This window comes from Achromobacter pestifer (assembly GCF_013267355.1).
Taxonomy (GTDB): Bacteria; Pseudomonadota; Gammaproteobacteria; order Burkholderiales; family Burkholderiaceae_B; genus Achromobacter; species Achromobacter pestifer_A.
On record NZ_CP053985.1, the window covers coordinates 1,514,974 to 1,537,381 of the forward strand.

The 22,408-nt window shown below is 66.1% G+C and carries 21 protein-coding genes; 8 read left to right on the plus strand and 13 right to left on the minus strand.

The genetic code is table 11. The features are described from left to right. Positions 1–24: 24 nt before the first annotated feature. A complete protein-coding gene (locus tag FOC84_RS07470) occupies positions 25–1,077 on the minus strand; it encodes a cytochrome d ubiquinol oxidase subunit II (protein ID WP_173143865.1) in 1,053 nt (350 codons plus the stop codon). Beyond that, the gene (locus tag FOC84_RS07475) at positions 1,074–2,417 is read right to left on the minus strand and encodes a cytochrome ubiquinol oxidase subunit I (RefSeq protein ID WP_173143866.1); all 1,344 of its coding nucleotides are present in this window, start codon (positions 2,415–2,417) and stop codon (positions 1,074–1,076) included. The genes FOC84_RS07470 and FOC84_RS07475 overlap by 4 nt, the downstream gene beginning before the upstream one ends. A 136-nt stretch (positions 2,418–2,553) precedes the next feature. Between FOC84_RS07475 and FOC84_RS07480 the strand changes: the two genes are divergently transcribed. The 4 genes from FOC84_RS07480 to minE all read left to right on the plus strand — a co-directional run bounded on the left by FOC84_RS07480 (position 2,554) and on the right by minE (position 6,567). Continuing rightward, entirely contained in the window at positions 2,554–4,320 is a 1,767-nt protein-coding gene (locus tag FOC84_RS07480; protein ID WP_173143867.1) for a glutamine--tRNA ligase/YqeY domain fusion protein, read from the plus strand. A gap of 162 nt (positions 4,321–4,482) precedes the next feature. Further along, positions 4,483–5,349 (plus strand): septum site-determining protein MinC, encoded by an 867-nt coding sequence (minC, locus tag FOC84_RS07485; RefSeq protein ID WP_173143868.1) that lies wholly within the window; start codon positions 4,483–4,485, stop codon positions 5,347–5,349. Positions 5,350–5,490: 141 nt separating this feature from the next. Further along, complete coding sequence (gene minD / locus FOC84_RS07490) at positions 5,491–6,306, plus strand: septum site-determining protein MinD (protein ID WP_173143869.1); 816 nt, start codon at positions 5,491–5,493, stop codon at positions 6,304–6,306. Positions 6,307–6,309: 3 nt separating this feature from the next. After that, complete coding sequence (gene minE / locus FOC84_RS07495; protein ID WP_006217654.1) at positions 6,310–6,567, plus strand: cell division topological specificity factor MinE; 258 nt, start codon at positions 6,310–6,312, stop codon at positions 6,565–6,567. A gap of 85 nt (positions 6,568–6,652) precedes the next feature. On the opposite strand, the gene FOC84_RS07500 is transcribed toward minE, so the two are convergent. From FOC84_RS07500 to FOC84_RS07515, 4 genes are all read right to left on the minus strand, one after another. Further along, positions 6,653–6,877 (minus strand): glycine zipper 2TM domain-containing protein, encoded by a 225-nt coding sequence (locus FOC84_RS07500; RefSeq protein WP_173143870.1) that lies wholly within the window; start codon positions 6,875–6,877, stop codon positions 6,653–6,655. Between the two features lie 191 nt (positions 6,878–7,068). Beyond that, positions 7,069–7,602, minus strand: a complete 534-nt coding sequence (locus tag FOC84_RS07505) for an isochorismatase family protein (protein ID WP_173143871.1) — start codon at positions 7,600–7,602, stop codon at positions 7,069–7,071. A gap of 85 nt (positions 7,603–7,687) precedes the next feature. Beyond that, positions 7,688–9,361 carry an energy-dependent translational throttle protein EttA gene (gene ettA, locus FOC84_RS07510; RefSeq protein ID WP_173143872.1) on the minus strand — a complete coding sequence of 558 codons (1,674 nt, stop codon included), beginning with the start codon at positions 9,359–9,361 and terminating at the stop codon, positions 7,688–7,690. Positions 9,362–9,468: 107 nt separating this feature from the next. After that, the gene (locus FOC84_RS07515) at positions 9,469–10,389 is read right to left on the minus strand and encodes a DMT family transporter (protein ID WP_173143873.1); all 921 of its coding nucleotides are present in this window, start codon (positions 10,387–10,389) and stop codon (positions 9,469–9,471) included. Positions 10,390–10,489: 100 nt separating this feature from the next. Here FOC84_RS07515 and FOC84_RS07520 point away from each other — a divergent pair, with 100 nt between their 5' ends. Then, positions 10,490–11,287 carry an AraC family transcriptional regulator gene (locus tag FOC84_RS07520; protein WP_173143874.1) on the plus strand — a complete coding sequence of 266 codons (798 nt, stop codon included), beginning with the start codon at positions 10,490–10,492 and terminating at the stop codon, positions 11,285–11,287. A 138-nt stretch (positions 11,288–11,425) separates the two neighbouring features. Next, the gene (locus FOC84_RS07525) at positions 11,426–11,965 is read left to right on the plus strand and encodes a hypothetical protein (protein ID WP_173143875.1); all 540 of its coding nucleotides are present in this window, start codon (positions 11,426–11,428) and stop codon (positions 11,963–11,965) included. 58 nt (positions 11,966–12,023) lie between these two features. Here FOC84_RS07525 and FOC84_RS07530 read toward each other — a convergent pair whose 3' ends face one another. The 7 genes from FOC84_RS07530 to FOC84_RS07560 form a co-directional block, all read right to left on the minus strand. After that, positions 12,024–13,019 carry an ABC transporter ATP-binding protein gene (locus FOC84_RS07530; protein WP_173143876.1) on the minus strand — a complete coding sequence of 332 codons (996 nt, stop codon included), beginning with the start codon at positions 13,017–13,019 and terminating at the stop codon, positions 12,024–12,026. Beyond that, positions 13,016–13,996, minus strand: a complete 981-nt coding sequence (locus FOC84_RS07535) for an ABC transporter ATP-binding protein (RefSeq protein WP_059371606.1) — start codon at positions 13,994–13,996, stop codon at positions 13,016–13,018. Before FOC84_RS07535 ends, FOC84_RS07530 begins: the two co-directional genes overlap by 4 nt. 7 nt (positions 13,997–14,003) lie before the next feature. Continuing rightward, positions 14,004–14,918 (minus strand): ABC transporter permease, encoded by a 915-nt coding sequence (locus FOC84_RS07540; protein WP_173143877.1) that lies wholly within the window; start codon positions 14,916–14,918, stop codon positions 14,004–14,006. Further along, positions 14,918–15,907: an ABC transporter permease gene (locus FOC84_RS07545; RefSeq protein WP_013391701.1), complete on the minus strand. Its 990-nt coding sequence runs from the start codon at positions 15,905–15,907 to the stop codon at positions 14,918–14,920. Before FOC84_RS07545 ends, FOC84_RS07540 begins: the two co-directional genes overlap by 1 nt. A gap of 84 nt (positions 15,908–15,991) precedes the next feature. Then, positions 15,992–17,563, minus strand: coding sequence for an ABC transporter substrate-binding protein (locus tag FOC84_RS07550; RefSeq protein WP_173143878.1), 1,572 nt, complete (start codon positions 17,561–17,563; stop codon positions 15,992–15,994). A gap of 187 nt (positions 17,564–17,750) precedes the next feature. Beyond that, on the minus strand, positions 17,751–18,251 hold the full coding sequence (locus FOC84_RS07555; RefSeq protein WP_173143879.1) for a MarR family winged helix-turn-helix transcriptional regulator: 501 nt from the start codon (positions 18,249–18,251) through the stop codon (positions 17,751–17,753). Positions 18,252–18,452: 201 nt separating this feature from the next. Then, positions 18,453–18,641: a hypothetical protein gene (locus FOC84_RS07560; RefSeq protein WP_126389659.1), complete on the minus strand. Its 189-nt coding sequence runs from the start codon at positions 18,639–18,641 to the stop codon at positions 18,453–18,455. On the opposite strand from FOC84_RS07560, the gene FOC84_RS07565 reads away from it, so the two are divergent. Both FOC84_RS07565 and FOC84_RS07570 read left to right on the plus strand, forming a co-directional pair. Then, positions 18,622–20,844, plus strand: a complete 2,223-nt coding sequence (locus FOC84_RS07565; RefSeq protein ID WP_173143880.1) for an indolepyruvate ferredoxin oxidoreductase subunit alpha — start codon at positions 18,622–18,624, stop codon at positions 20,842–20,844. The two genes, FOC84_RS07560 and FOC84_RS07565, sit on opposite strands and share 20 nt — an antisense overlap. 13 nt (positions 20,845–20,857) lie before the next feature. Continuing rightward, entirely contained in the window at positions 20,858–22,402 is a 1,545-nt protein-coding gene (locus FOC84_RS07570; protein WP_173143881.1) for an indolepyruvate oxidoreductase subunit beta family protein, read from the plus strand. Positions 22,403–22,408: the final 6 nt, after the last annotated feature.

The window sequence follows — 22,408 nt, forward strand, 5'->3', positions numbered from 1 at the left end:
CCACGGCCGGGCGTCGCCGCCGCATCAGCTCGGCGGCGGCAACAGCGGCACCGGGGCGCGCTCCTTGCCGAACACCGAGCGGTAGGCCAGGATGTTGAACACCAGCACCACCGGTATGCCCACCACCGCCCCGGCCAGCACCAGGCGCATCGAGCCCAGCGCGCCCGCGCCGTCCCACAGCGTCATGTCGTCCAGGATCAGGTAGGGGAACAGGCTGTAGGCCAGGCCGCTGAGCATCAGCAGGAACAGGGCCACGCACAGCACGAACGGCAGCCAGCTGAAGCGGTCAGCCTTCCCGGGCAGCCGCGCCAGCACCATTTCCGCGGCCACGAAGCCGGCCAGCATCATCACCCAGACCGTGGCGGCCAGACTCAGGTGGGCGATGTTGCTCCACTTGTAGAAGATGCCCGCATTCGCCAGGCCCAGCGTGACCGCGATCGCCACCATGCCCACCGCCGTCCAGCGGATGGCGTGGCGCGCCCAGTTGGCGGCGCGGCGCTGCAGATCGCCGTCCACCCGCATCACCAGCCAGGACGCGCCCAGCAGCACATAGGCGGCCACCGCGCACAGGCCCACGAACATGGAGAACCAGCCGTAGCCGGCATCGGACTGGTAGCCGGTCGCGATGCGGCCCAGCAGCATGCCCTGGCCGAAGGCGGCGATCAGCGACCCCGCCCAGAAGCCGAAGATCCAGCGCGGCTTCATCTCGTTGCGCGCGCGGATGCGGAATTCGAACGACACGCTGCGCAGCACCACGCCCAGCACCATGCAGGTGAGCGGCCCATAGAGCTTGCCCAGCACCGCGCCCCAGGCGAACGGGAACGCCGCCGCGAACAGGCCCATGCCCAGCAGCAGCCAGAATTCATTGGCGTCGCGCCACGGGCTCAGCAGGCTCATCATGCGGCCGCGCTCGTGTTCCGGCGCCAGTTGCAGCAGGATGCCCACGCCCAGGTCGAAGCCGTCCAGCACCATGCCCGCGGCGATCACCACGAACAGCAGGGCCATGAAGGCCAGCGGCATCCAGAAAGAGGGATCGTCGGGATTGAGGCCTTGGGAGGCGGCCAGCATGGCGATCATGGCGACCCTCCGCCCAGTTTGCGCACAGGCACGACGCCATAGCGGGCCGCGTGGAACAGCATGCCGACGAACGCCGCGAGCAGCAGCAGGTACAGCACGCCATAGCCGATCAGCCCGTACAGCACGGTGCTGGAAGCGACGATGCCCAGCACCTCGGATTGCGTGATGGTGCCGTTCACCGCGAACGGCTGCAGGCCCAGGATGGAGACCCACCATCCGGCCACGACGGCGATGGCGCCGGAGAACATCATGCCGCACAGGACCCGCTGCCACCAATGCGGCAGCGTGGACGGATCCAGTCCGCGCCGGAACGTCCACAGAAAGGTCACGCAGGCCACGGCCAGCATCAGCAGGCCCAGCCCGGCCGCCACCCGCAGCGACCAGAAGGTCAACGCCACCGGCGGCAGCATGCCCGAATACTTGTCCAGGCCGCGGTAGGTGCCGTCCTGGTTGCGATGCAGCCACATCCCGCCCATGTTGCGCAGGGTCAGGTCGGCCACATTGGCATGGGAGCGCGCATCGGGCCAGGCGAACAGCACCAGCTGCGGCTGCGCGCCGCTTTCCCAGTAGCCCGCGGCGGCGGCGGCCTTGGCGGGCTGCAGCTTGGCGATCATCTGCCCGGCGCCGGTCGCGACCGGCAACTGCATGAAGGCCGCCACCACGGCGACCACCAGCGCGGTCTTGAACGCATTGCGTTCGCCGTCGCCCAGCGGGCGCCGCAAGGCCTGCAGCGCGGTCACGCCCATCATCAGGAAGGCGGCGGCCAGGGCCGCGCCCACCATCACCACCGCCATGCGCCAGCCCACCGACGGATTCAGCACCACGGCCATCCAGTCATAGACCTGGTAGCGGCCGTCGACCAGCAGCGCGCCGTCCGGCGTCTGCATCCAGGATTGCAGGGCCAGCACCCAGAACACCGCCACCAGCTGCCCCACCGCCACCATCAGCACGGCCAGCGTATGGGCGCCATCCGATACCCGGCGCTGGCCAAACAGCATGACGCCCAGGAAACAGGACTTGAGGATGAAGACCGAGAGGATGCCGTAGCCCAGCAAGGGGCCGGCCACGTTGCCGATCTTGTCCATGAGGCCCGCCCACAGGCTGCCCAACTGGATCAGCACCGGCACGCTGGCCGCCAGGGTCAGCACGAAGGCCAGCGCGAATATCCGCACCCAGAAGCGGTAGGCGGCCGTCCAGCCGCCCTGGCCGGACCAGCGCGCCCTGATCTTGAAGAACAGCAGCACCCAGGCGAGCGCCAGGGAGAAGGCCAGGAAAAACGCCAGGAAGCTCAGGCTGGCCACGAACTGCGCGCGGGCCAGGGATAACGTGGATATGTCCATGATGGCCCGTAGTGTAGAGCCAGTTACATGACCGTGGGGACAGTTTGAAACCGGTTGCACCAGCAGCGAAAAGGCCTCGCCTGCGGAACGTGGCAAAATTGACTCTTTGTCGCTGCTTTTTCCTATTCTTTCAAGAATGACCTCCGCCACGACGCCGACCCCTGCCGCATCCAATTTCCTGCTCAACATCGTTCAAGACGACCTCGAAGCCCAGCGCTTCGCAGGCAAGCGTTGGGCGGGCAAGCCTGGCCCGGCGGCCTTGCAACAACAAGGCGGACTGGATCCGGCCCGCATCCGCACGCGCTTTCCGCCGGAACCCAACGGCTACCTGCACCTCGGCCACGCCAAGAGCATCTGCGTGAACTTCGGGCTGGCCCGCGACTTCGGCGGCGTCTGCCACCTGCGCTTTGACGACACCAATCCGGAAAAGGAAGACCAGGAATACGTCGACGCCATCATCGAGGCCGTGCACTGGCTGGGCTTCGACTGGAAGGCCGACGGCAATGACAACCTGTACTTCGCCAGCGACTACTTCGGCTACATGTACGAGTTCGCCGAGGCGCTGGTCGAGGCCGGCCACGCCTACGTGGACGAGCAAAGCCCCGAAGAGATCCGCGCCAACCGCGGCACGCTGACCGAACCCGGCAACGACTCGCCCTGGCGCAACCGCCCGGCCGCCGAGTCGCTGACGCTGCTGCGCGAAATGCGCGACGGCAAGCATCCGGACGGCAGCCTGGTGCTGCGCGCGAAGATCAACATGGCTTCGCCCAACATCAACCTGCGCGACCCGGTCATGTACCGCGTGCGCCACGCCCACCACCACCGCACCGGCGACCAGTGGTGCATCTACCCGATGTACAGCTGGGCGCATCCGGTCGAAGACGCGCTGGAAGGCATCACTCACAGCGTCTGCACGCTGGAATTCGAAGACCAGCGCCCGTTCTACGACTGGATCCTGGCGCGCCTGGCCGAACTCGGCAAGCTGGCGCAGCCGCTGCCGCACCAATACGAATTCGCGCGCCTGAACGTGAGCTACGTCGTCACCAGCAAGCGCAAGCTGCTGCAGCTGGTGCGCGAAGGCCACGTGGACGGCTGGGACGATCCCCGCATGCCGACCCTCTTCGGCCTGCGCCGGCGTGGCTACACGCCCTCCTCGATCCGCCTGTTCTGCGACCGCACCGCCGTGTCCAAGTCGGATTCCCGCATCGATTACAGCCTGCTCGAGCAGGCCGTGCGCGACGACCTGGACCCGATCGCCGCGCGCTCGGTGGCCGTGCTGGATCCGCTCAAGCTGGTCATCACCAACTACCCGGAAGGCCAGACCGAGATCTGCACCGCGCCGCGCAACCCGCACGATCCCGAAGCGGGCGTGCGCGAATTCCCGCTGTCGCGCGAACTCTGGATCGAACGCGACGACTTCCGCGAAGAAGCGCCCAAGAAGTACTTCCGCCTGTTCCCGGGCAATACCGTGCGCCTGAAGTACGGCTACGTGGTGCGCTGCACCGGCTTCACCAAGAACGAGGCCGGCGAGGTCATCGAAGTCCAGGCTGAATACCTGCCAGAGACCCGCAGCGGCACGCCGGGCGCCGACAGCGTCAAGGTCAAGGGCAACATCACCTGGGTCAGCGCGGCCCACGCGGTGCCCGCCCAGATCCACCTGTACGACCGCCTGTTCGCCGACGCGCGTCCGGATGGCGGCGACAAGGACTTCCTGGCCTGCCTGAACCCCAATTCCAAGCTGACCGTCACGGCCTGGCTGGAACCGGGCACCGTCGCCACGCCGGGCGCCACCTGGCAGTTCGAGCGCCTGGGCTACTTCACGGCCGACCTGAAGGAATCCAGCGCCGAAGCGCCGGTGCTCAACCGCATCGTGACCCTGCGCGATTCCTGGGCGCAAGGCTGACGCGATCCGCGTCCGCATTGCCGGAAAAAGGCGCCTTTCGGCGCCTTTTTCTTTGGCTCAGCCCCCTGCGCATGCCGCCCCTGGGCGGGTTATCATCCCCCGAACCCCGCAGCCGGTCGAGCGCGCCGTTTCCCGGCGCCGGGACCGCCAGCCACAATCAAGATGAACACTGAATCCCTAGCCCTGGACTTCAAAAGCGCCACCCTCTATGCCATCCGGGTGGTCCTGCACAGCGCCGACCCCGAACGCCTGAACGCCGCCCTGGCCAAGCGCATGGCCGATGCCGGCAGCTTCTTCGAAAACGAACCCGTGGTCGTCGACGCCAGCCGCGTCGAAGAGAAAATCGATTGGACCGCCCTGGTAGCGGCATTGCGCGGCCACAACCTGCCCCCCATCGGGGTGGTGGCCGAAGGCGCCAACCTGGAAGCCGCGCGCGCGGTGGGCCTGGCCCCGGTGGAACTGTCCACGCCCGCGGCCCGGCCCGCCCCGGTGATCGACACCGCGCCGCCCAACGACGTATCCACCCCGGTGCCTTCCGTGCCCGCCGCCGCGGTCGAAACCGCGTCCGCGCCCACCGAAGTGTCCACCGAGCCGGAAGCGCCCGCCGACAAAACCGCCGCCGAACCGCTGCCCGCGCGCGCGGCAAGCAACACGACCTCCGCCGCCAGTCCCACGCCCGCTGCGCCGCACTCGTCGTCGGCGCTGGTCATCACCAAGCCGCTGCGTTCCGGCCAGCGCGTCTATGCGCGCCACACGGACCTGGTGGTGATCGGCATGGTGAGCCAGGGCGCGGAAGTCATCGCCGACGGCAACATCCACGTCTACGGCCCGTTGCGCGGCAAGGCCATGGCCGGCGCTCGCGGCGACACCTCGGCGCGCATTTTCACGACCCACCTGGACGCTGAACTGCTGGCCGTGGCCGGCGTGTACCGCGTGGTCGAGGACAAGCTGGACCGCACCCTGCACAACCAGCCCGCGCTGGTGCGCCTGGACGGCGAGACGCTGCGCATCGAAGCCCTCAAGGCTTGAGATCTGGCACAAGGCCGCCCGCGGCCGCCGCTGGACACGCGCAGACACCCGCGCAAATTTCAACACATCCTGTAAGAAGCCTTACAAGGGCTTTTTGCTTTACGATAACGCGATTTATTCGAACATAAGGGTTTGATCGTCATGACACGCATTGTTGTGGTGACTTCCGGCAAAGGCGGCGTGGGCAAAACCACGACCAGCGCCAGTTTTTCTGCAGGACTCGCGATGCGGGGCCACAAGACCGCTGTCATCGACTTCGATGTCGGCCTGCGCAACCTCGACCTGATCATGGGCTGCGAACGTCGCGTCGTGTACGACTTCGTCAACGTGATCCAGGGCGAAGCCACGCTCAATCAGGCTCTCATCAAGGACAAGCAGCTCGAAAACCTGTTCATCCTGCCCGCCTCGCAGACGCGCGACAAAGACGCGCTGACGCAGGAAGGCGTGGAAAAGGTCATCAACGACCTCAAGGGCATGGGCTTTGACTACATCGTCTGCGACTCGCCCGCCGGCATCGAAACGGGCGCGCTGATGGCCGCCTACTTCGCCGACGACGCGCTGGTCGTGACCAATCCGGAAGTCTCGTCGGTGCGCGACTCAGACCGCATCCTGGGCATCCTGGCCGCCAAGTCCAAGCGCGCCGTGGAAGGCGACGAACCGGTCAAGGAATACCTGCTGCTGACGCGCTACAGCCCCAAGCGCGTGGTCGACGGCGAAATGCTGTCGCTGGGCGACATCGAGGACATCCTGCGCATCAAGCTGATCGGCGTGGTCCCCGAATCCGAAGCGGTGCTGCAAGCATCGAACCAGGGCCTGCCAGCCATCCACCTCAGAGACACCGACGTTTCCGAAGCCTACAAGGACGTCGTGGCCCGTTACCTTGGCGAAGACAAGGCCCTGCGCTTTACCGACTACGAAAAGCCCGGTTTCCTGAAACGCCTGTTCGGAGGCAAGTAAGCAATGTCCTTCCTGTCGTTTCTGCTTGGTCAAAAGAAGACCTCCGCATCCGTCGCCAAGGAACGGTTGCAGATCATCCTGGCCCACGAGCGGGGCCGCGGCGACTCGCCCGACTACCTGCCGCAGCTGCAGCAGGAGCTTATCGCCGTCATCTCAAAATACGTGAAGATCAACCCCGAGGACATCAAGGTGCACCTGGAACGCCAGGACACGCTGGAGGTCCTGGAGGTCAAGATCGAAATGCCGCAGAACGAGACCTGATGCGGCTGCGCGCCGCCCCCTGGCGCGCATCACAGCCAAAAAAATGCCCGGCATTGCCGGGCATTTGCTTTGGGGCGGCGAGCGCTTAACGCTTGCCGACCTGATCGCCGATGACGCCGCCGATCGCCGCTCCGCCCACCGTTCCGAGGATGCCGCCGTTGGTGATCACGGCGCCTGCCACGCCGCCCAAGGCCGCGCCGCCGACGGCGCTCTTCTGGCGATGGCTCATGCCGTCCCAGGAAGAGCAGCCAGCCATGGCGGCGGTCATCGTCAGCGCGACACAGATTTTGGAGAGAGATGCGATTTTCATGTTTGTGGTTCCTATTCTCGTACCCGGGATCCGCGCATGAAACTGAATGCGAGCGCGCGGCGCCCATAAGGGTCTGGAACCTTCAGGATCGCAAAATATTCTTGCCCTGGCTGTGAAGTTTGCCCATGAATTGTGTCAAAGGGCGAGTTAATCTTTGCGCGCCCCAGGGACATTGTTGCAGCACGCAGCCGCTATTTGACCAGACGTAACACGTCGCGGAAGCGCGGGTGCTCGCAAGTGCGCATCCACTCGAATATCGCCATCTCGGACGTGACGATTTCAGCGCCATGCGCACGCGCGCGGCGCAGCGCCGCGTGATGATCGGAAGGCTTGCGCGAGCCCGCGGCGTCCGACACCAGCACCGCGTGGTAACCCAGATCGATCAGGCCGATCACGGTCTGCAGCACGCAGATATGCGCCTCGCAGCCCGCCACCAGGATGGTCTTGCGCGCGGCCGGCAGCCAGGCCTCGAAGCCCGGCTCCAGCGCCGAAGAGAAGTGCATTTTCTGGAATGTCGTCTGGACCTGCTCGCGCAACGGCTCCACGGTGGCCCCCAGCATCTTGGCGTGATGCTCGGTGGCGGCCACCGGCACATCCAGCAAACGCGCGGCCTGCGCCAGCTTGTGCGCGGCGTGGAGCACGGCCTCGCCGTCGTGGATGACGGGCATCAGGCGGCCCTGCATGTCGACGATCAGCAGGGTGGAATCGGTGGCGGACAGCAGCATGGCGTGGAACTCCTGGAAGAAGTCTCTAGCATAACGCTGGCAAAAAAAATCCCGGCGCGAGGCCGGGATTCCTTCTAGCCGCCGATTACTTCAGGGCCTTGTAGCGCAGGCGCTTGGGCTTGGCGCCCTCTTCGCCCAGACGGCGCTTCTTGTCGGCTTCATACTCTTGGTAGTTGCCGTCGAAGAACACGACTTGCGAATCGCCTTCGAAGGCCAGGATGTGCGTGGCGATGCGGTCCAGGAACCAGCGGTCGTGGCTGATGACCATGACGCTGCCGGGGAACTCCAGCAGCGCGTCTTCCAGCGCGCGCAGGGTTTCGACGTCGAGGTCGTTGGACGGTTCGTCCAGCAGCAGCACGTTGCCGCCGGCGATCAGCGTCTTGGCCATGTGCAGGCGGCCGCGTTCACCGCCTGACAGCTGACCCACGACCTTGTTCTGGTCGCCGCCCTTGAAGTTGAAGCGGCCCAGGTAGGCGCGCGAGGACATTTCGAACTTGCCCACGGTGAGCAGGTCGGCGCCATCGGCCACCGCGTCGAACACGGTCTTCTTGTCTTCCAGCGCATCGCGCGACTGGTCCACGTAGGCCAGGTTGACGGTTTGGCCGATGTTGACCTCGCCCGAATCGGGCTGCTCGCGGCCGGCGATCATGCGGAACAGCGTCGACTTACCGGCGCCGTTGGCGCCGATGATGCCGACGATGGCGCCAGGCGGCACCTTGAAGCTGAGGTTATCGATCAGCAGGCGGTCGCCATAGGCCTTGCTGACGTTGTTGAATTCGATGACCTCGTTGCCCAGGCGCTCGCCCACGGGAATGAAGATTTCCTGGGTTTCGTTGCGCTTCTGGTATTCGTAGGACGACAGTTCCTCGAAGCGGGCCAGGCGCGCCTTGGCCTTGGCCTGGCGGCCCTTCGGGTTCTGGCGCACCCACTCCAGTTCCTTCTTGATGGTCTTCTGGCGGGCCGATTCAGACGACTCTTCCTGCTTCAGGCGGTCTTCCTTCTGCTCCAGCCACGAGCTGTAGTTGCCCTTCCAGGGAATGCCGTAGCCGCGGTCCAGTTCCAGGATCCATTCGGCCGCGTTGTCCAGGAAGTAGCGGTCGTGGGTCACGCCCACCACGGTGCCGGGGAACTTGTGCAGGAACTGCTCCAGCCATTCCACGCTTTCGGCGTCCAGGTGGTTGGTGGGCTCGTCCAGCAGCAGCATGTCGGGTTTGGACAGCAGCAGACGGCACAGCGCGACACGGCGCTTTTCGCCGCCGGACAGCTTGCCGACGATGGCATCCCAGGGCGGCAGGCGCAGCGCGTCGGCGGCGATTTCCATCTGGTGCTCGATGTCGTCGGCGCCGCTGGAGGCGGCGGCGGAGATGATGGCTTCGAGCTCGGCCTGCTCAGCGGCCAGCGCGTCGAAATCGGCGTCCGGCTCGGCGTAGGCGGCATAGACCTCGTCCAGGCGCTTCTTGGCCGTGACGACGGCGCCCAGGCCCTCTTCCACCGACTGGCGCACCGTGTGCTCGGGGTTGAGCTGCGGTTCCTGCGGCAGGTAGCCGATGTTCAGGCCCGGCATGGGGATGGCTTCGCCTTCAATTTCGCGATCGACGCCGGCCATGATCTTCAGCAGCGTCGACTTGCCCGAGCCGTTCAGGCCCAGCACGCCGATCTTGGCGCCAGGAAAAAACGAAAGCGAAATGTCGCGCAGGATCTGCCGCTTGGGCGGCACGATCTTGCCGACGCGGTTCATGGTGTAGACGTATTGGGCCATGGGCTCGTATGGGAGATATAGCTGATGAATCGTCGATTGTAGGCCGGAACCCTGACCCGCGTATGTCCGCCGCCAAATGGCCGCCCTGCGCTGCGGACCCGCCCCCTTCAGGCGGCCTTGGGCCGCGCCGCCCGGCCGCCGACGCGGGTCTGCGCCAGCATGACGCCGGCCAGCGCCATCGCCCCGCCGACGATATGGAACAGGTGGGGCTTTTCGCCCAGGAACACGGCTGCGATCGCCACCGTGGCCACCGGCATGATGTTCAGGAAAATGCTGGCGCGGTTGGGTCCCAGGTGCTTCACGCCCTGCATCCACAGGAACGGCGCGAACAGCGAGGGAAACACCGCCGCGTACAACACCAGCGGCAGGTTGTCGCCGTTGAGCGGCGAAGGCGGCGCCATCAGGAAAGCCGGCAGCTGGAACAGCACGCCGAAAGCCACCTGCACATACAGCGACTGCCACGGCCCGATCGGCAAGGCCCAGCGGCGCAGCAGCACCCCGTACAGCGCGTAGGCCAGCGCGCCCACGCCCATCAGCAGGTCGCCGCGGTTGGCGCCCACTTCCAGCAGCCGGGCCGGATCGCCTTCGCCGATCAGCAGAGCCAGGCCCGCCAACGACAGCAGGCCGCCCAGCATGGCCATGGCCGAGGGCAGCTCGCGCAGCAGCAGCGCCACCACCGCAATGGTCATCAGCGGAATCATCGCAGTGATGATGCCCATATTGGTCGCCGTGGTGCTGGCGGCCGCCACATAGGCCAGCCCCTGATACAGCGCCATGCCCAACCCGCCCAGCACCGCCAGCTTGGGCAGGTTGGGCAGGATCTGGCGGCGCTGCGCCCAGACGCCAGGCAGCACGAACGGCGTCAGCACCACGCCCGCCAGGGCCCAGCGGTAGAAGCCGATGGCAGCCGGCGCGATGGCGCTGGCCGCCATCTTGGTGACGATCATGTTGACCGACCAGATCAGGGCCGCCAGCAGCGGGTACAGCAGATAGCGGGCGGGAACATGGGGAGAGGAAGCACGGGTCATGAGGGGCAATGCGCGGGGATGGACGAGACTGGCCCAGTGTAGGATCTGTCTGACCTGATGTATATAATGAAAAACAGACAAAATCAGACGAAGTTCCGACATGTCCGCCATCGATCCCGCGCCCGCGCTGGCCAGCCACCTGCCCTATCCGCTGGCCTGCCGCATCCTGCACTTCACGCCGAATTCCCGCATGAAGCGCCACAGCTCGCCCTGGGCGGAACTGAACTTCGCGATCTCCGGCATCATGGAAATCGGCATACGCGGCGTCACCTATCTGTCGCCGCCGCAGTACGCCATCTGGATACCTCCGCATGTCGAGCATTGCTGCCAGAACGAGGGCGAGGTGCACTACGCCTGCATCGACATCCCCGCCGCGGCCTGCGCCGGCCTGCCCACGGAACCGTGCACGCTCGAGATCAGCCCGGTCATGCGCGCGATCCTGGGCGACTTCGAACGGCGCGGCATCAGCTATCCGGATACACCGGAAGACCGGCGCATGGCGCAGATCGTCATCGACCAGACCCGCCAGGCGCGCGCCTATGCCAGCTATCTACCCTCCACCTCGGACCCGGTGCTGGCGCCGGTCCTGTCAGCGCTGCAGCACAGCCCCGGCGACAAGCGCGGCGCCGCGCACTGGGCCGCTACCGCAAACATCACCGAGCGCACGCTGCTGCGCCACTGCCAGCAGCACCTGGGCATGTCGTTCAATGAATGGCGCCTGCGGCTGCGCGTGGTCAGCGCGTTGGGCATGCTGGACGCGGGCCAGCCGGTCCAGTCCGTGGCGCGTGAGCTGGGCTACAGCACGCCCTCGGCCTTCATTGCCATGTTCCAGCGGCTTACGGGCCAATCGCCCGACAACGCGCGCAGGCGCAGCCAGGGCGGCGCGCCCGCGCCATGACCCCGGAAAACCGCGTCATCCAAGCGTCCGATGCAAGGCGCGGCCGATCGCGAGACAATACGGCTGTAGCCAGGGCCTGTCAGCAGGCCCGAATCTTGCCGTGCCGTCGCGGCTTCATCGCGCCCAGGAACTCCTTTCATGTCTGCCTCCGCCACTCCCCCCGCTTCCTTGACCCATTTCAGCACCTCCGAACTGGACATGCTGGCCAAGACCGCCGACGCCTTGAGCGCCTATCTGGGCAAACCCGTGCTGGCCGAAGTGGTGCTGGGCGATGACGGCACCGAATGGGTGACCTATGGCGTGCCCATCGATGAAAACGCCAAGCCCGACGAGGAACAGACCCACGTCCAGCTGGGCGGTCCCGGTTCCCGCCTGCTGGGCAACCGCGGCGGCCTGCCCCAGTCCGACGACGACACCTACGACTGCCTCTATCTCTGGGCCATCGAGATCTCGCTGAACGAAGGCGAGCGCTTCATCAAGCTGGACCACGACGGCGAAGAATCGGCTTGGTCCGACAATCTGGAAGACGTGCTGCCGTTCGCCCTGACGGAAGAGCCCGTGCCGGCAGATCCGGACGCGGAAGACGACGAGGACGAAGAAGACGAGGACGAGGACGATGAGGATGACGAGGGCGATCACGGCCACGACCATCCTCACGACCACAACCACCGCCACTGAGGCGGCGCCGGACGGCAGGTTGCGGCCGGCATGGCCACGCAACCGCGCCGTCCGCGGATCAGACGGAGATCCGCCCTTCCTGTACCGCGTGGCAAGCCACCACCGACACTCCCGCGGCCATCGCCACCGGCGCCTCTGCCTTGCAGCGCTCGTTCGCGTGCGGGCAGCGCGGATGGAAGGTGCAGCCCGAGGGCGGATTGAGTGGGTTGGGCACCTCGCCCGCCACCGCGGTGCGCGGCTTGCCCGCGCCGTTGATGTCGGGAATGGCTTCCAGCAGCATGCGCGTGTACGGATGGCGCGGCCGCGCGAACAGCTCGTCGCGCGGCGCCACTTCCACCATGCGGCCCAGGTACATCACTCCCACCCGGTCGGCCACGTGATGCACCACCGCCAGGTTGTGGGAAATGAACAGATAGGTCAGCCCCAGGTTGCGCTGCAAGTCCTTCATCAGGTTCAGCACCTGCGCCTGCACCGACACGTCCAGCGCCGAGGTCGGTTCATCGCACACCAGGAATTCAGGATTCACCGCCAGTGCCCGAGCGATCGAAATGCGCTGGCGCTGGCCGCCTGAAAACTGGTGCGGATAGCGGCCCTGGTCGGCCGGGTCCAGACCCACCTGCTTGAGCAGTTCGCCCACGCGCGCGTTGCGCTCGTCGGGCGTCATGGCGGTGTGGGTCAACATGGGCTCGGCGATGATGCGGCCCACGCGCCAACGCGGATTGAGGCTGGCATAAGGATCCTGGAAGATCATCTGCAGGCGCTTGCGCAGGGCGCGGCCGCCCGGCTCGGACATGCGCGACAGCGGCTGGCCGTCGAAGCGGATGTCGCCGCGGGTCAGGCCATACAGGCCCACCAGCATGCGCGCCACGGTCGACTTGCCGCAGCCCGATTCGCCGACCAGCGCCAGCGTTTCGCCGCGCGCGATCTCGAACGACACCCCGTCCACGGCGCGCAGCATCACGCGCGGCTTGCCCGCGAGCTTGCGTTCCAGCCACGGCGGCGACACATCGAACCAGCGCGCGGCGTCCTTTACTTCCACCAAGGGCGTCGTCATGCGGCCACCTTATCGTTGTTGTCGTGCAGCCAACAGGCCGCGCGGGACGTGCCGGCCGCCATCAGCTCCGGACGCTCCACGCCGCAACGCGGCAGGCGCTGGCCGCAGCGCGGATTGAAGGCGCAGCCCGGCGGAATGGCGTTCAGGCGCGGCATGCTGCCGTCGATCTGCACCAGCCGCTCGGAGTGCCCCTCCAGCGACGGAATCGAGCCCATCAGCCCCGTGGTATAGGGATGGCGCGGCTTGTGGATCACGTCCGCCACCGGACCGATTTCGGCCACCCGGCCCGCGTACATCACCGCCACGCGGTCGGCGGTTTCGGCGATCACGCCCATGTCGTGCGTGATCAGCATCACAGCCGTGCCGTTTTCGCGGCACAAGCGCTTGAGCAGCTCGATGATCTGCGCCTGGATGGACACGTCCAGCGCGGTCGTGGGCTCGTCCGCCACCACCAGCTTGGGCTCGGCCGCCAAGGCCAGCGCGATCACCACGCGTTGGCGCATGCCGCCTGAAAACTGGTGCGGGTAGTGGTCGATGCGCTCGCGCGCGGCCGGAATGCCGGTTGATGCCAGCAGCTCCACCGCGCGTTCGCGCGCCTGGGACCAACTCAGGTCCAGGTGCGTCACGATGGTTTCCGCCAGTTGCCGGCCCACCGTGTACAGCGGGTTCAGCGAGGTCAGCGGGTCCTGGAACACGGCCCCGATCTCGCGGCCGCGCACGCGGCGCATCTGCTCGTCGGGCAGGTTGTCGATGCGGCGGCCCGCCAGCAGGATCTCGCCCGCGGCGATGCGCCCCGGCGGCTCCAGCAGGCCGATGATGGATGCGCCGGTCAAGGACTTGCCGGCGCCGGATTCGCCCACTACGCCCAGGACTTCGCCAGCCTGGATGGAAAAGGACACGTCGTCCAGGGCGCGCAGCGTGCCGCGGCGCGTGGGGAATTCCACGCGCAGATTGCGGACTTCTAGAAGTGCGCTCATGTAAACCTCAATTCAGCCGGGGATTGAGCGCATCGCGCAGCCAGTCGCCCAGAAGGTTGACCGACAGCACCAGCAGCACCAACGCCGCGCCCGGGAAGATGGTGATCCACCATTCGCCGGAAAACAGGAAGTCGTTGCCGATGCGGATCAGCGTGCCCAGCGACGGCGCCGTCGGCGGCACCCCTACGCCCAGGAACGACAGCGTGGCTTCGGTGATGATGGCCGTGGCCAGGTGCACCGTGGCCAGCACCAGCACCGGACCCAGCACATTGGGCAGCACATGGCGGAACATGATGACGGGCGAAGCCACGCCGATCACGCGCGCCGCCTGCACGTATTCGCGGTTCTTCTCCACCAGGGTGGAACCGCGCACGGTGCGCGCGTACTGCGGCCAGCCGGCAAGCGCGATCGCGCCGATCAGCACCGGGAACGCAATCAGCTCGTGCAGCTCGCGCGGCACCGCCGCCCGCGCCACGCCATCGATCAGCAGCGCGATCAGGATGGCGGGGAACGACAGCTGCACGTCGGCGATACGCATGATGAAGGCATCGATACGCCCGCCCGCGTAGCCCGAGATCAGCCCCAGCACGATGCCGATCAACATCGACAGCAGCACCGAGGCCAGGCCGATCAAGAGCGACACGCGGGTGCCGTACAGAATGGCCGAGTACAGGTCGCGGCCCTGGCTGTCGGTGCCCAGCAGATAGGTCGGCTGGCCGTTGGCCTCCCAGGCGGGCGGCAGCAAGGCGTCCAGCAATTCCACCGTGGTCAGGTCGAACGGATTGTGCGGCGCCACCCAGCCGGCCCCGAAGGAGCCGATCAGCAAGGCCGCCAGCTGCACGGTGGCGACGATGGCCACGGGCGCCCGGCGCCAGGCCCAGGCGATGTCGCTGTCCCACCAGCGTTTGAGTACGGCGCGCATCAGTGAGCCCCCCCGCCGCGGGTCAGCCCGGAACGCAGGCGCGGGTCCACGACAAAATACAAAAGATCGACGATCAGGTTGATCACCACGAACACCAGCGCGATCAGGCACAGGTAGGCCGCCATGACCGGCACGTCGGCGAATTGCACCGCCTGGATGAACAGCAGGCCCATGCCCGGCCACTGGAACACGGTTTCCGTGACGATGGCGAAGGCGATGATGCCGCCCAGCTGCAGGCCGGTGATGGTGATGACCGGCACCATGGTGTTCTTCAGCGCATGGCCGAAGTGGATGGCGCGGCGCTTCAGGCCCCGGGCGCGCGCGAACTTGATGTAGTCCGAACGCAGCACCTCCAGCATCTCCGAGCGCACCAGGCGCAGCACCAGGGTCATCTGGAACAGCGACAGGGTGATGGACGGCAGGATCAGATGCTTCCAGCCCGTGGCGGTAAACAGCCCCGATGACCACCAGCCCACGCTGACGGTGTCGCCGCGCCCGTAGCTGGGCAGCCAGCCCAATTGCACGGAGAACACCAGGATCAGCAGGATGCCGATCAGGAAGGTGGGCAGCGACACGCCCAGCAGCGAGCCGGCCAGCAGCAGCTGCGACACCAGGCTGTTGCGCTTGAGCGCGGTGTACACGCCCAGCGGCACGCCCACCAGCAAGGCCAGCAAGGCGGCCACCATGGATAGCTCCAGCGTGGCCGGCAGGCGGGATTTCAGCAGGGTGGAAACGGGTTCGCTCTGGCGCAGGGAGATGCCGAAATTGCCCTGCAAGGCGTTGGCCACGAAATGGCCGAATTGGACGATGGCGGGCTCGTTCAACCCCAGGCGCTCACGCAGTTCGATGCGCTCGGCATCGGTGGCGTCCTGCCCCAGCATGATGGTGACAGGGTCGCCGACGTATTGAAAAAGCACAAAGGCCAGTAGCGCGACGGTGAGCATCACCGCTACGGCCTGCAACAGGCGACGCAGTATGAAAGCAAACATAGGCGGAAAAGGCGAAACGGCGGAAGCCCGCTGGCCTGCTCAGTATGAACAGACCGTCGGGCTCCGCCGTTTGATTAGCCTGGATCAGTCAACCTTGACCCAATCGGCAACGAGGCGATTGTCGGCACGGTGGATGACCGTGACGTTCTTGCGCATGGCCCAGGGAATGACCTGGTCGTGCAGCGGGATGTGGCCGAAGTCCTTGGCGTGCCCTTGCAGCACGGTGATGATGTCGGCGTCACGCTTGGCCGGATCGGTTTCCGTCTTGATCCGGTCGATGATGACGTCCAGTTCCTTGTTGCTGTAGTTGCCCAGGTTGTACATGCCGTCCGCGCCCTCACCCTTGGTGCGAATCAGGTTCTGCAGCGTGTACATGGCATCGAAGGTGGGGACGCCCCAGCCGAACAGGTAGGCGCTGGTGTCGAACGACTGCACCTTGGGGAAATAGGTGGAGCGCGGCATGGCGTTCATGGTGGCCTTGACGCCGACCTTGGCCCACATGCCGACGACCGCCTGACAGATGGCTTCGTCGTTGATGTAGCGGTTGTTCGGGCAGTCCAGCGTGAAGTTCAGCGTGCCGTCGTAGCCGGCGTCCTTCAGCAGGGCGCGGGACTTTTCAGGATCATAGGGCACGCGCGCTTGCAGCGTCTGGGCCCAGCCGTGCACCTGCGGCGCGATCATCGTGCCGGTGGGCGCGGACAGGCCGCGCATCACCGCGCGCTTGATGGCGTCCACGTCGATGGCGCGGTACAGCGCCTCGCGCACGCGGATGTCCTGGAACGGGTTCTTGCCCTTGATGTTGGAGTACTGGAGTTCCGGACGCTTCTGGTCCAGGCCCAGGTAGATGGTGCGGTACTCGTTGCCTTCCACGACCTTGGCGGACTGGCGCAGACGCTCCAGGTCCTGGGCCGCCGGATCCAGCACGAAGTCGATCTCGCCCGACAGCAGCGCCGCGGTGCGCGTGGCGTTCTGCTTGATCGGCGTGAACACGACTTCGGTCACGTTGCCGACCTTGCCGGCCTTGTTCCACCAGTCCTTGTTTTCCTCGAACACCGTGCGCACGTCCACTTCGCGCGACTTCAGCTTGTAGGGGCCGGTGCCGTTGGTGTTGCGCGCGCCGTAGGTCTCTTCCTTGTTGACGTAGTCCTGCGGCTTGGCGACGTTGTTCTTTTCCGACCAGGCCTTGTTCATGATGAACACGTTGGTCAGCTGGCGCAGCAGCACCGGATTGGGCGCCGAGGTTTCGATCTCGACCGTCAGGTCGTCGATCTTGCGGGCTTCCTTGATGCCGGTGGTGTAGGCCTTGTAGTTCGAGGTGGGCGCCATGGCGCGGTGGATCGAGAACACCACGTCGTCGGCGGTGAAGGCGGCGCCGTCATGGAACTTCACGCCGGGGCGCAGCTTGAAGCGATACAGCGTGGAGGAAACCTGCTCCCATTCCGTGGCCAGGCGCGGATTCACCTTGAAGGACTTGTCGTAGTCCACCAGCGGTTCGTAGATGTAGCTGTTGGCGGCAATCGTCATGCCTTCGTTCTGCGAGTGCGGATCGAAGGTGAGGATGTCGCCCTGGGCGGCCCAGCGGAAGGTCTTGGCTTGCCCGATCGTGGGCACGGCAACGGCGGCGGCGATCGCGATAGCAATCAAAGTGCGGCGCATAGGTTCAACTCCTGACTGTAGTCTGAATACCGGCGCGATATTGCCTAGCCGCAAGACCTCCGTCAATTGAGGGTTTATGCGTACCGTAGGCGGTTTTCACAGAGAGGAAACCAATTGGGGACACATAAGCTTGTAACAAAATAATTGAAGTAAACAGTGTTGGGCATGCGGCGGCCGCTGCCCCCGGCTACTCGTCGTCGTCCGGCGCCGACAATTCCAGCGGCACATGTTCCGTCATCAGCACCTCCAGCATGTCGATCAACATCGCGGCCTTTTCCTCTCCAAATGGCGCGAGCACGGCCTTTTGATGCTGCAAGGCCTGCTCGCACAACGAGGCGATCAGATTCGTGCCCTTGGTGGTGATGCAGACCCGCGTCTGCCGCCGGTCCGCCCGCACGCCGGTGCGCGCCACCAGGCCTTCAGCCTCCATGCGCTGCACCACCTTGCTCAAGGTGGGCTGCTTGGTGATGGCCAGCACCGCCAGCATGCCTATGGTTTCGCCAGGACTGCCCTCCAGGCTGGCCAGCACCCGCCATTCGGTCACCGACAGGCCGGCCGCCTTCACCTGCAAATGGAATTCCGCCGAAATGCGCTGGCTGGCCTGCGCCAGCAGATAGGCCAGATAGCCATCGACGAAGCGCGCCTTGTGCGCCGCCGCGTCCGTGTCCCGCTGCTTGCCTAACCGCATGTTGCTTTGCTCCCACGCATCGGAATACAGGGCCTGCGCCGGCCCGACGAAATGCGCATTGCACCACGGTGGCGCAAACGCGCGCCATGATGTGCCGCAATGCTGTTGCGCAGCACAGGGTATACCCGGAATCGCAACCCATTTTTGCACCAACACAGCGCCGGAATCGCGCTGCGCACTAGAGAACAACGAGTATATACGTCATTGTTTTAGCGTGATATTTTTTGTTTTCCATGAAATTTCATCTTTTTTGTTGACAGCTAAAACGTTGACTCCTAAAGTATTTTTAAGACGAGATTTTCCTGACGTGACGATGCTGCGCAGCAGCAACCATTGAGGACCCGCAGGCCGGGCCGCGAAGGAGTGCCAGATGGCTGAAAGGTCTTTCAAAAAAGAAGTCCAGCAGTTGCGCATCGGCGCGGGCGAAGAGTTCCGCGGAGAGGGCATACTTGCGGTCACCAAGGCCTTGCTGCAGTCCGGCGTGGGCTACGTGGCGGGCTACCAGGGTTCGCCGATCTCGCACTTGATGGACGTGCTGGCCGACGCCAACGACATCCTCCAGGAACTGGGCGTGCACTTCGAGGCCAGCGCCTCCGAGGCCACGGCGGCGGCCACGCTGGCCGCCTCGGTCATGTACCCGATCCGCGGCGCGGTCACCTGGAAATCCACGGTGGGCACCAACGTCGCGTCCGACGCGCTGGCCAACCTGGCTTCCGGCGGCGTCACGGGCGGTTCGCTCGTCATCGTGGGCGAGGACTACGGCGAAGGTTCTTCCATCATGCAAGAACGCTCGCACGCGTTCGCCATGAAGTCGCAGATCTGGCTGCTGGACCCGCGCCCCAACCTGGAAAGCATGGTCAAGGCGGTGGAAGACGGCTTCGAGCTGTCCGAGGCCAGCAAGACGCCCGTGATGCTGCAACTGCGCATCCGCGGCTGCCACGTGCACGGCCGCTTCATCGCCAAGGAAAACAAGCGTCCCTCCTTCTCGCTGGCGCAGGCGCTGGAAAGCCCGGCGCGCGACACCAGCCGCATCGTGCTGCCGCCTGCCTCCTTCCTGCACGAGCAGGAAAAGATCAAGGAGCGCTGGCCCGCCGCCATCAGCTACATCAAGGAACACAAGCTCAACGAGCACTTCGACGGCGACCAGGACGATATCGGCCTGATCCTGCAAGGCGGCCTCTACAACGGCGTGATCCGCGCCTTGCAACTGCTGGGCCTGGCCGACAACTTCGGCAACAGCCGCATTCCGCTGTACGTCATGAACGTGACCTACCCCGTCATCGAGGACGAGGTGATCGACTTCTGCCGCGGCAAGCGCGCCGTGCTGCTGCTGGAAGAAGGCCAGCCGGACTACATCGAACAGAACCTGCACGCCGTGCTGCGCCGCGCCGGCATCGACACCAAGCTGTCCGGCAAGGACGTGCTGCCGATGGCGGGCGAATACACCACCCAGGTCATGCGCGACGGCCTGCGCGAATTCCTCAAGCGGCAACGCCCGGAATCGCTGCAGACGCACCCCGCCGCCGCGGCCGACGCACAGGCCGCCGAGCGCCAGCTTGAAGTCACCGAATTGGCACGGCCCAAGCCCGCCCGTCCGGCCGAGCAGCCCATCACCTTCCATAAGCACGTCGAAGGCCTGGCGGCGGTCGTGCCCCCGCGGCCCGCCGGCTTCTGTACCGGCTGTCCGGAAAGGCCGATCTTCTCGGCCCTGACCCTGGCGCAGGAAACGCTGGGCCAGCACCATATTTCCTGCGACATCGGCTGCCACCTGTTCTCCATCCTGCCGCCCTTCAACCTGGGCGCCACCACCATGGGCTACGGCCTGGGCGCCTCCAGCGCGGCGGCCTTCAACGTGCCGGCAGCCAAGCGCCCCATCTCCATCATGGGCGACGGCGGTTTCTGGCATAACGGCTTGTCCTCGGGCATCGGCAACGCGGTGTTCAACAAGTACGACGGCGTCATCGTCATCGTCGACAACTTCTACGCCTCGGCCACGGGCGGCCAGGACATCCTGTCCTCCCGCGCCGAGAATCCGGACCGCTCCACCAACAACCCCATCGACCAGGCCGTGCGCGGCGTGGGCGTGAAGTGGGTGCGCACGCTGGACCGCACCTATGACGTCGCCAAGGTGCGCGCCACCATCGAGGAAGCGCTGACCACCGACATCAAGGGTCCCAAGGTCATCATCGCGCAGTCGGAATGCATGCTGAACAAGCAGCGCCGCATCAAGCCGCTGTTCAACAAGGCGGTCAAGGAAGGCAAGCGCGTGGTCAAGGAACGCTTCGGCGTGGACCCGGACGTCTGCACCGGCGACCACGCCTGCATCCGCCTGTCGGGCTGCCCGTCGCTGACGGTCAAGGACAGCGGCGACCCCTTGAAGGAAGACCCGGTGGCGCACGTGGAAAGCAGCTGCGTGGGCTGCGGCAATTGCGGCGAAGTCGCCCATGCCGCCGTGCTCTGCCCGTCTTTCTACCGCGCCGACATCGTCCACAACCCGACCGGCCGCGACCGTTTCCTGGCGCGCATGCGCACCGCCGTCATCGGCTTCCTGCAACGCCGCCGCGCCGCGCGCCTGGCCCACATCGCCCTCTAAGGATCCCTGTTCCATGAACCCGGTCGCTATGCAGCAAGGCAACCCGATCAAGATCGCCATCCTGGCCATGGGCGGCCAGGGCGGCGGCGTGCTGGCCGACTGGATCGTCGACATGGCCGAGCATGCCGGCTGGTGGGCCCAGACGACCTCGGTGCCGGGCGTGGCCCAGCGCACCGGCGCCACCATCTACTACCTGGAACTGCTGCCGGAATCCGAGGTGCAGCGCGCCGGACGGCAACCCGCCCTGGCGCTGATGCCCACCCCGGGCGACGTGGACCTGGTGGTCGCCGCCGAACTGATGGAAGGCGGCCGCGCCATCCAGCGCGGGCTGGTCACGCCGGAACGCACGGTGCTGCTGACCTCTTCGCACCGCAGCTACGCGGTCAGCGAAAAATCCGCGCCCGGCAACGGCATCGCCGATCCCAACAAGGTGCTGGAAGCGGGCCGCGCCGCGGCCAAGCGCTTCCTCTGCTTTGACCTGCAGGACCTGGCCGACCGTGCCGGCAGCGTCATCAGCGCCAGCCTGTTCGGCGCAGTGGCCGGCAGCGGCGCCCTGCCCTTCTCGCGCGATGACTTCGAAGCCACGGTGCGGCGCGCCGGACTGGGCGTGGAAGCCAGCCTGCGGGCCTTCGCGTTGGGCTACGAAGCCGCCGACCAGGCGCCCGCGCAGCCCGCCCCCATCGATCTGGCCCGGCCGGTGCCCGCCGTGCCCGAGCGCGCCGCCAGCCCCAAGGCGCAAGCCCTGCTGGACACGATCAAGCGCGACTTCCCCGCCTGTGCCCAGCCCATGCTGGCCGTGGGCGTGCGCCGCCAGATCGAATTCCAGGACCTGGCCTACGCCGCCGAATACCTGCGCCACATGAAGGCCATCCGCGACCTGGACGCCGCTCACGGCGGCGAGGCCCGCCAATGGGCCCTCACCTGTGCCGCAACCCGCTACGTGGCCACGGCCATGGCCTACGACGACGTGATCCGCGTCGCCGACCTGAAGACCCGCGCCACGCGTTTCGACCGCGTGCGCCAGGAAGTGGGCGCGCACCCGGACCAGCTGGTCTACACCACCGAATTCATGCACCCGCGCCTGGAAGAAATCTGCGGCACCCTGCCCGCAGGCCTGGGCCGCTGGCTGGAAGGCTCCAAGGCCTTCGGCGGCTTCGTCGAACGCCGCCTGGGCCACGGCCGCCGCATGCAAAGCGGCACGCTGGGCGGCTTCCTGATGCTGTACACGCTGGCCGGCATGCGCCGCTTTCGCCGCAGCACGCTGCGCCATCAGGCCGAGGCCGCCGGCCTCGCGCAATGGCTGGACCTGATCGCCCGGCTGGCCCCGCGCGACTACGCGCTGGCCGTCGAAACCGTCAACTGCCGCCGCCTGGTCAAGGGCTATAGCGACACGCACGTGCGCGGCGGCGGCAAGTACCGCCAGCTGCTCGCCGCGGCGGAACAACTGGCCGGCCGGCCCGACGCCGCGGAAGCGCTGCGCTCGCTGCGCGAAACCGCGCTGGCCAACGAGAAATGCGGCCCCATGGAACGCCAGCTGGCTGAAAAGCTGGCGGCCTGAGACAAA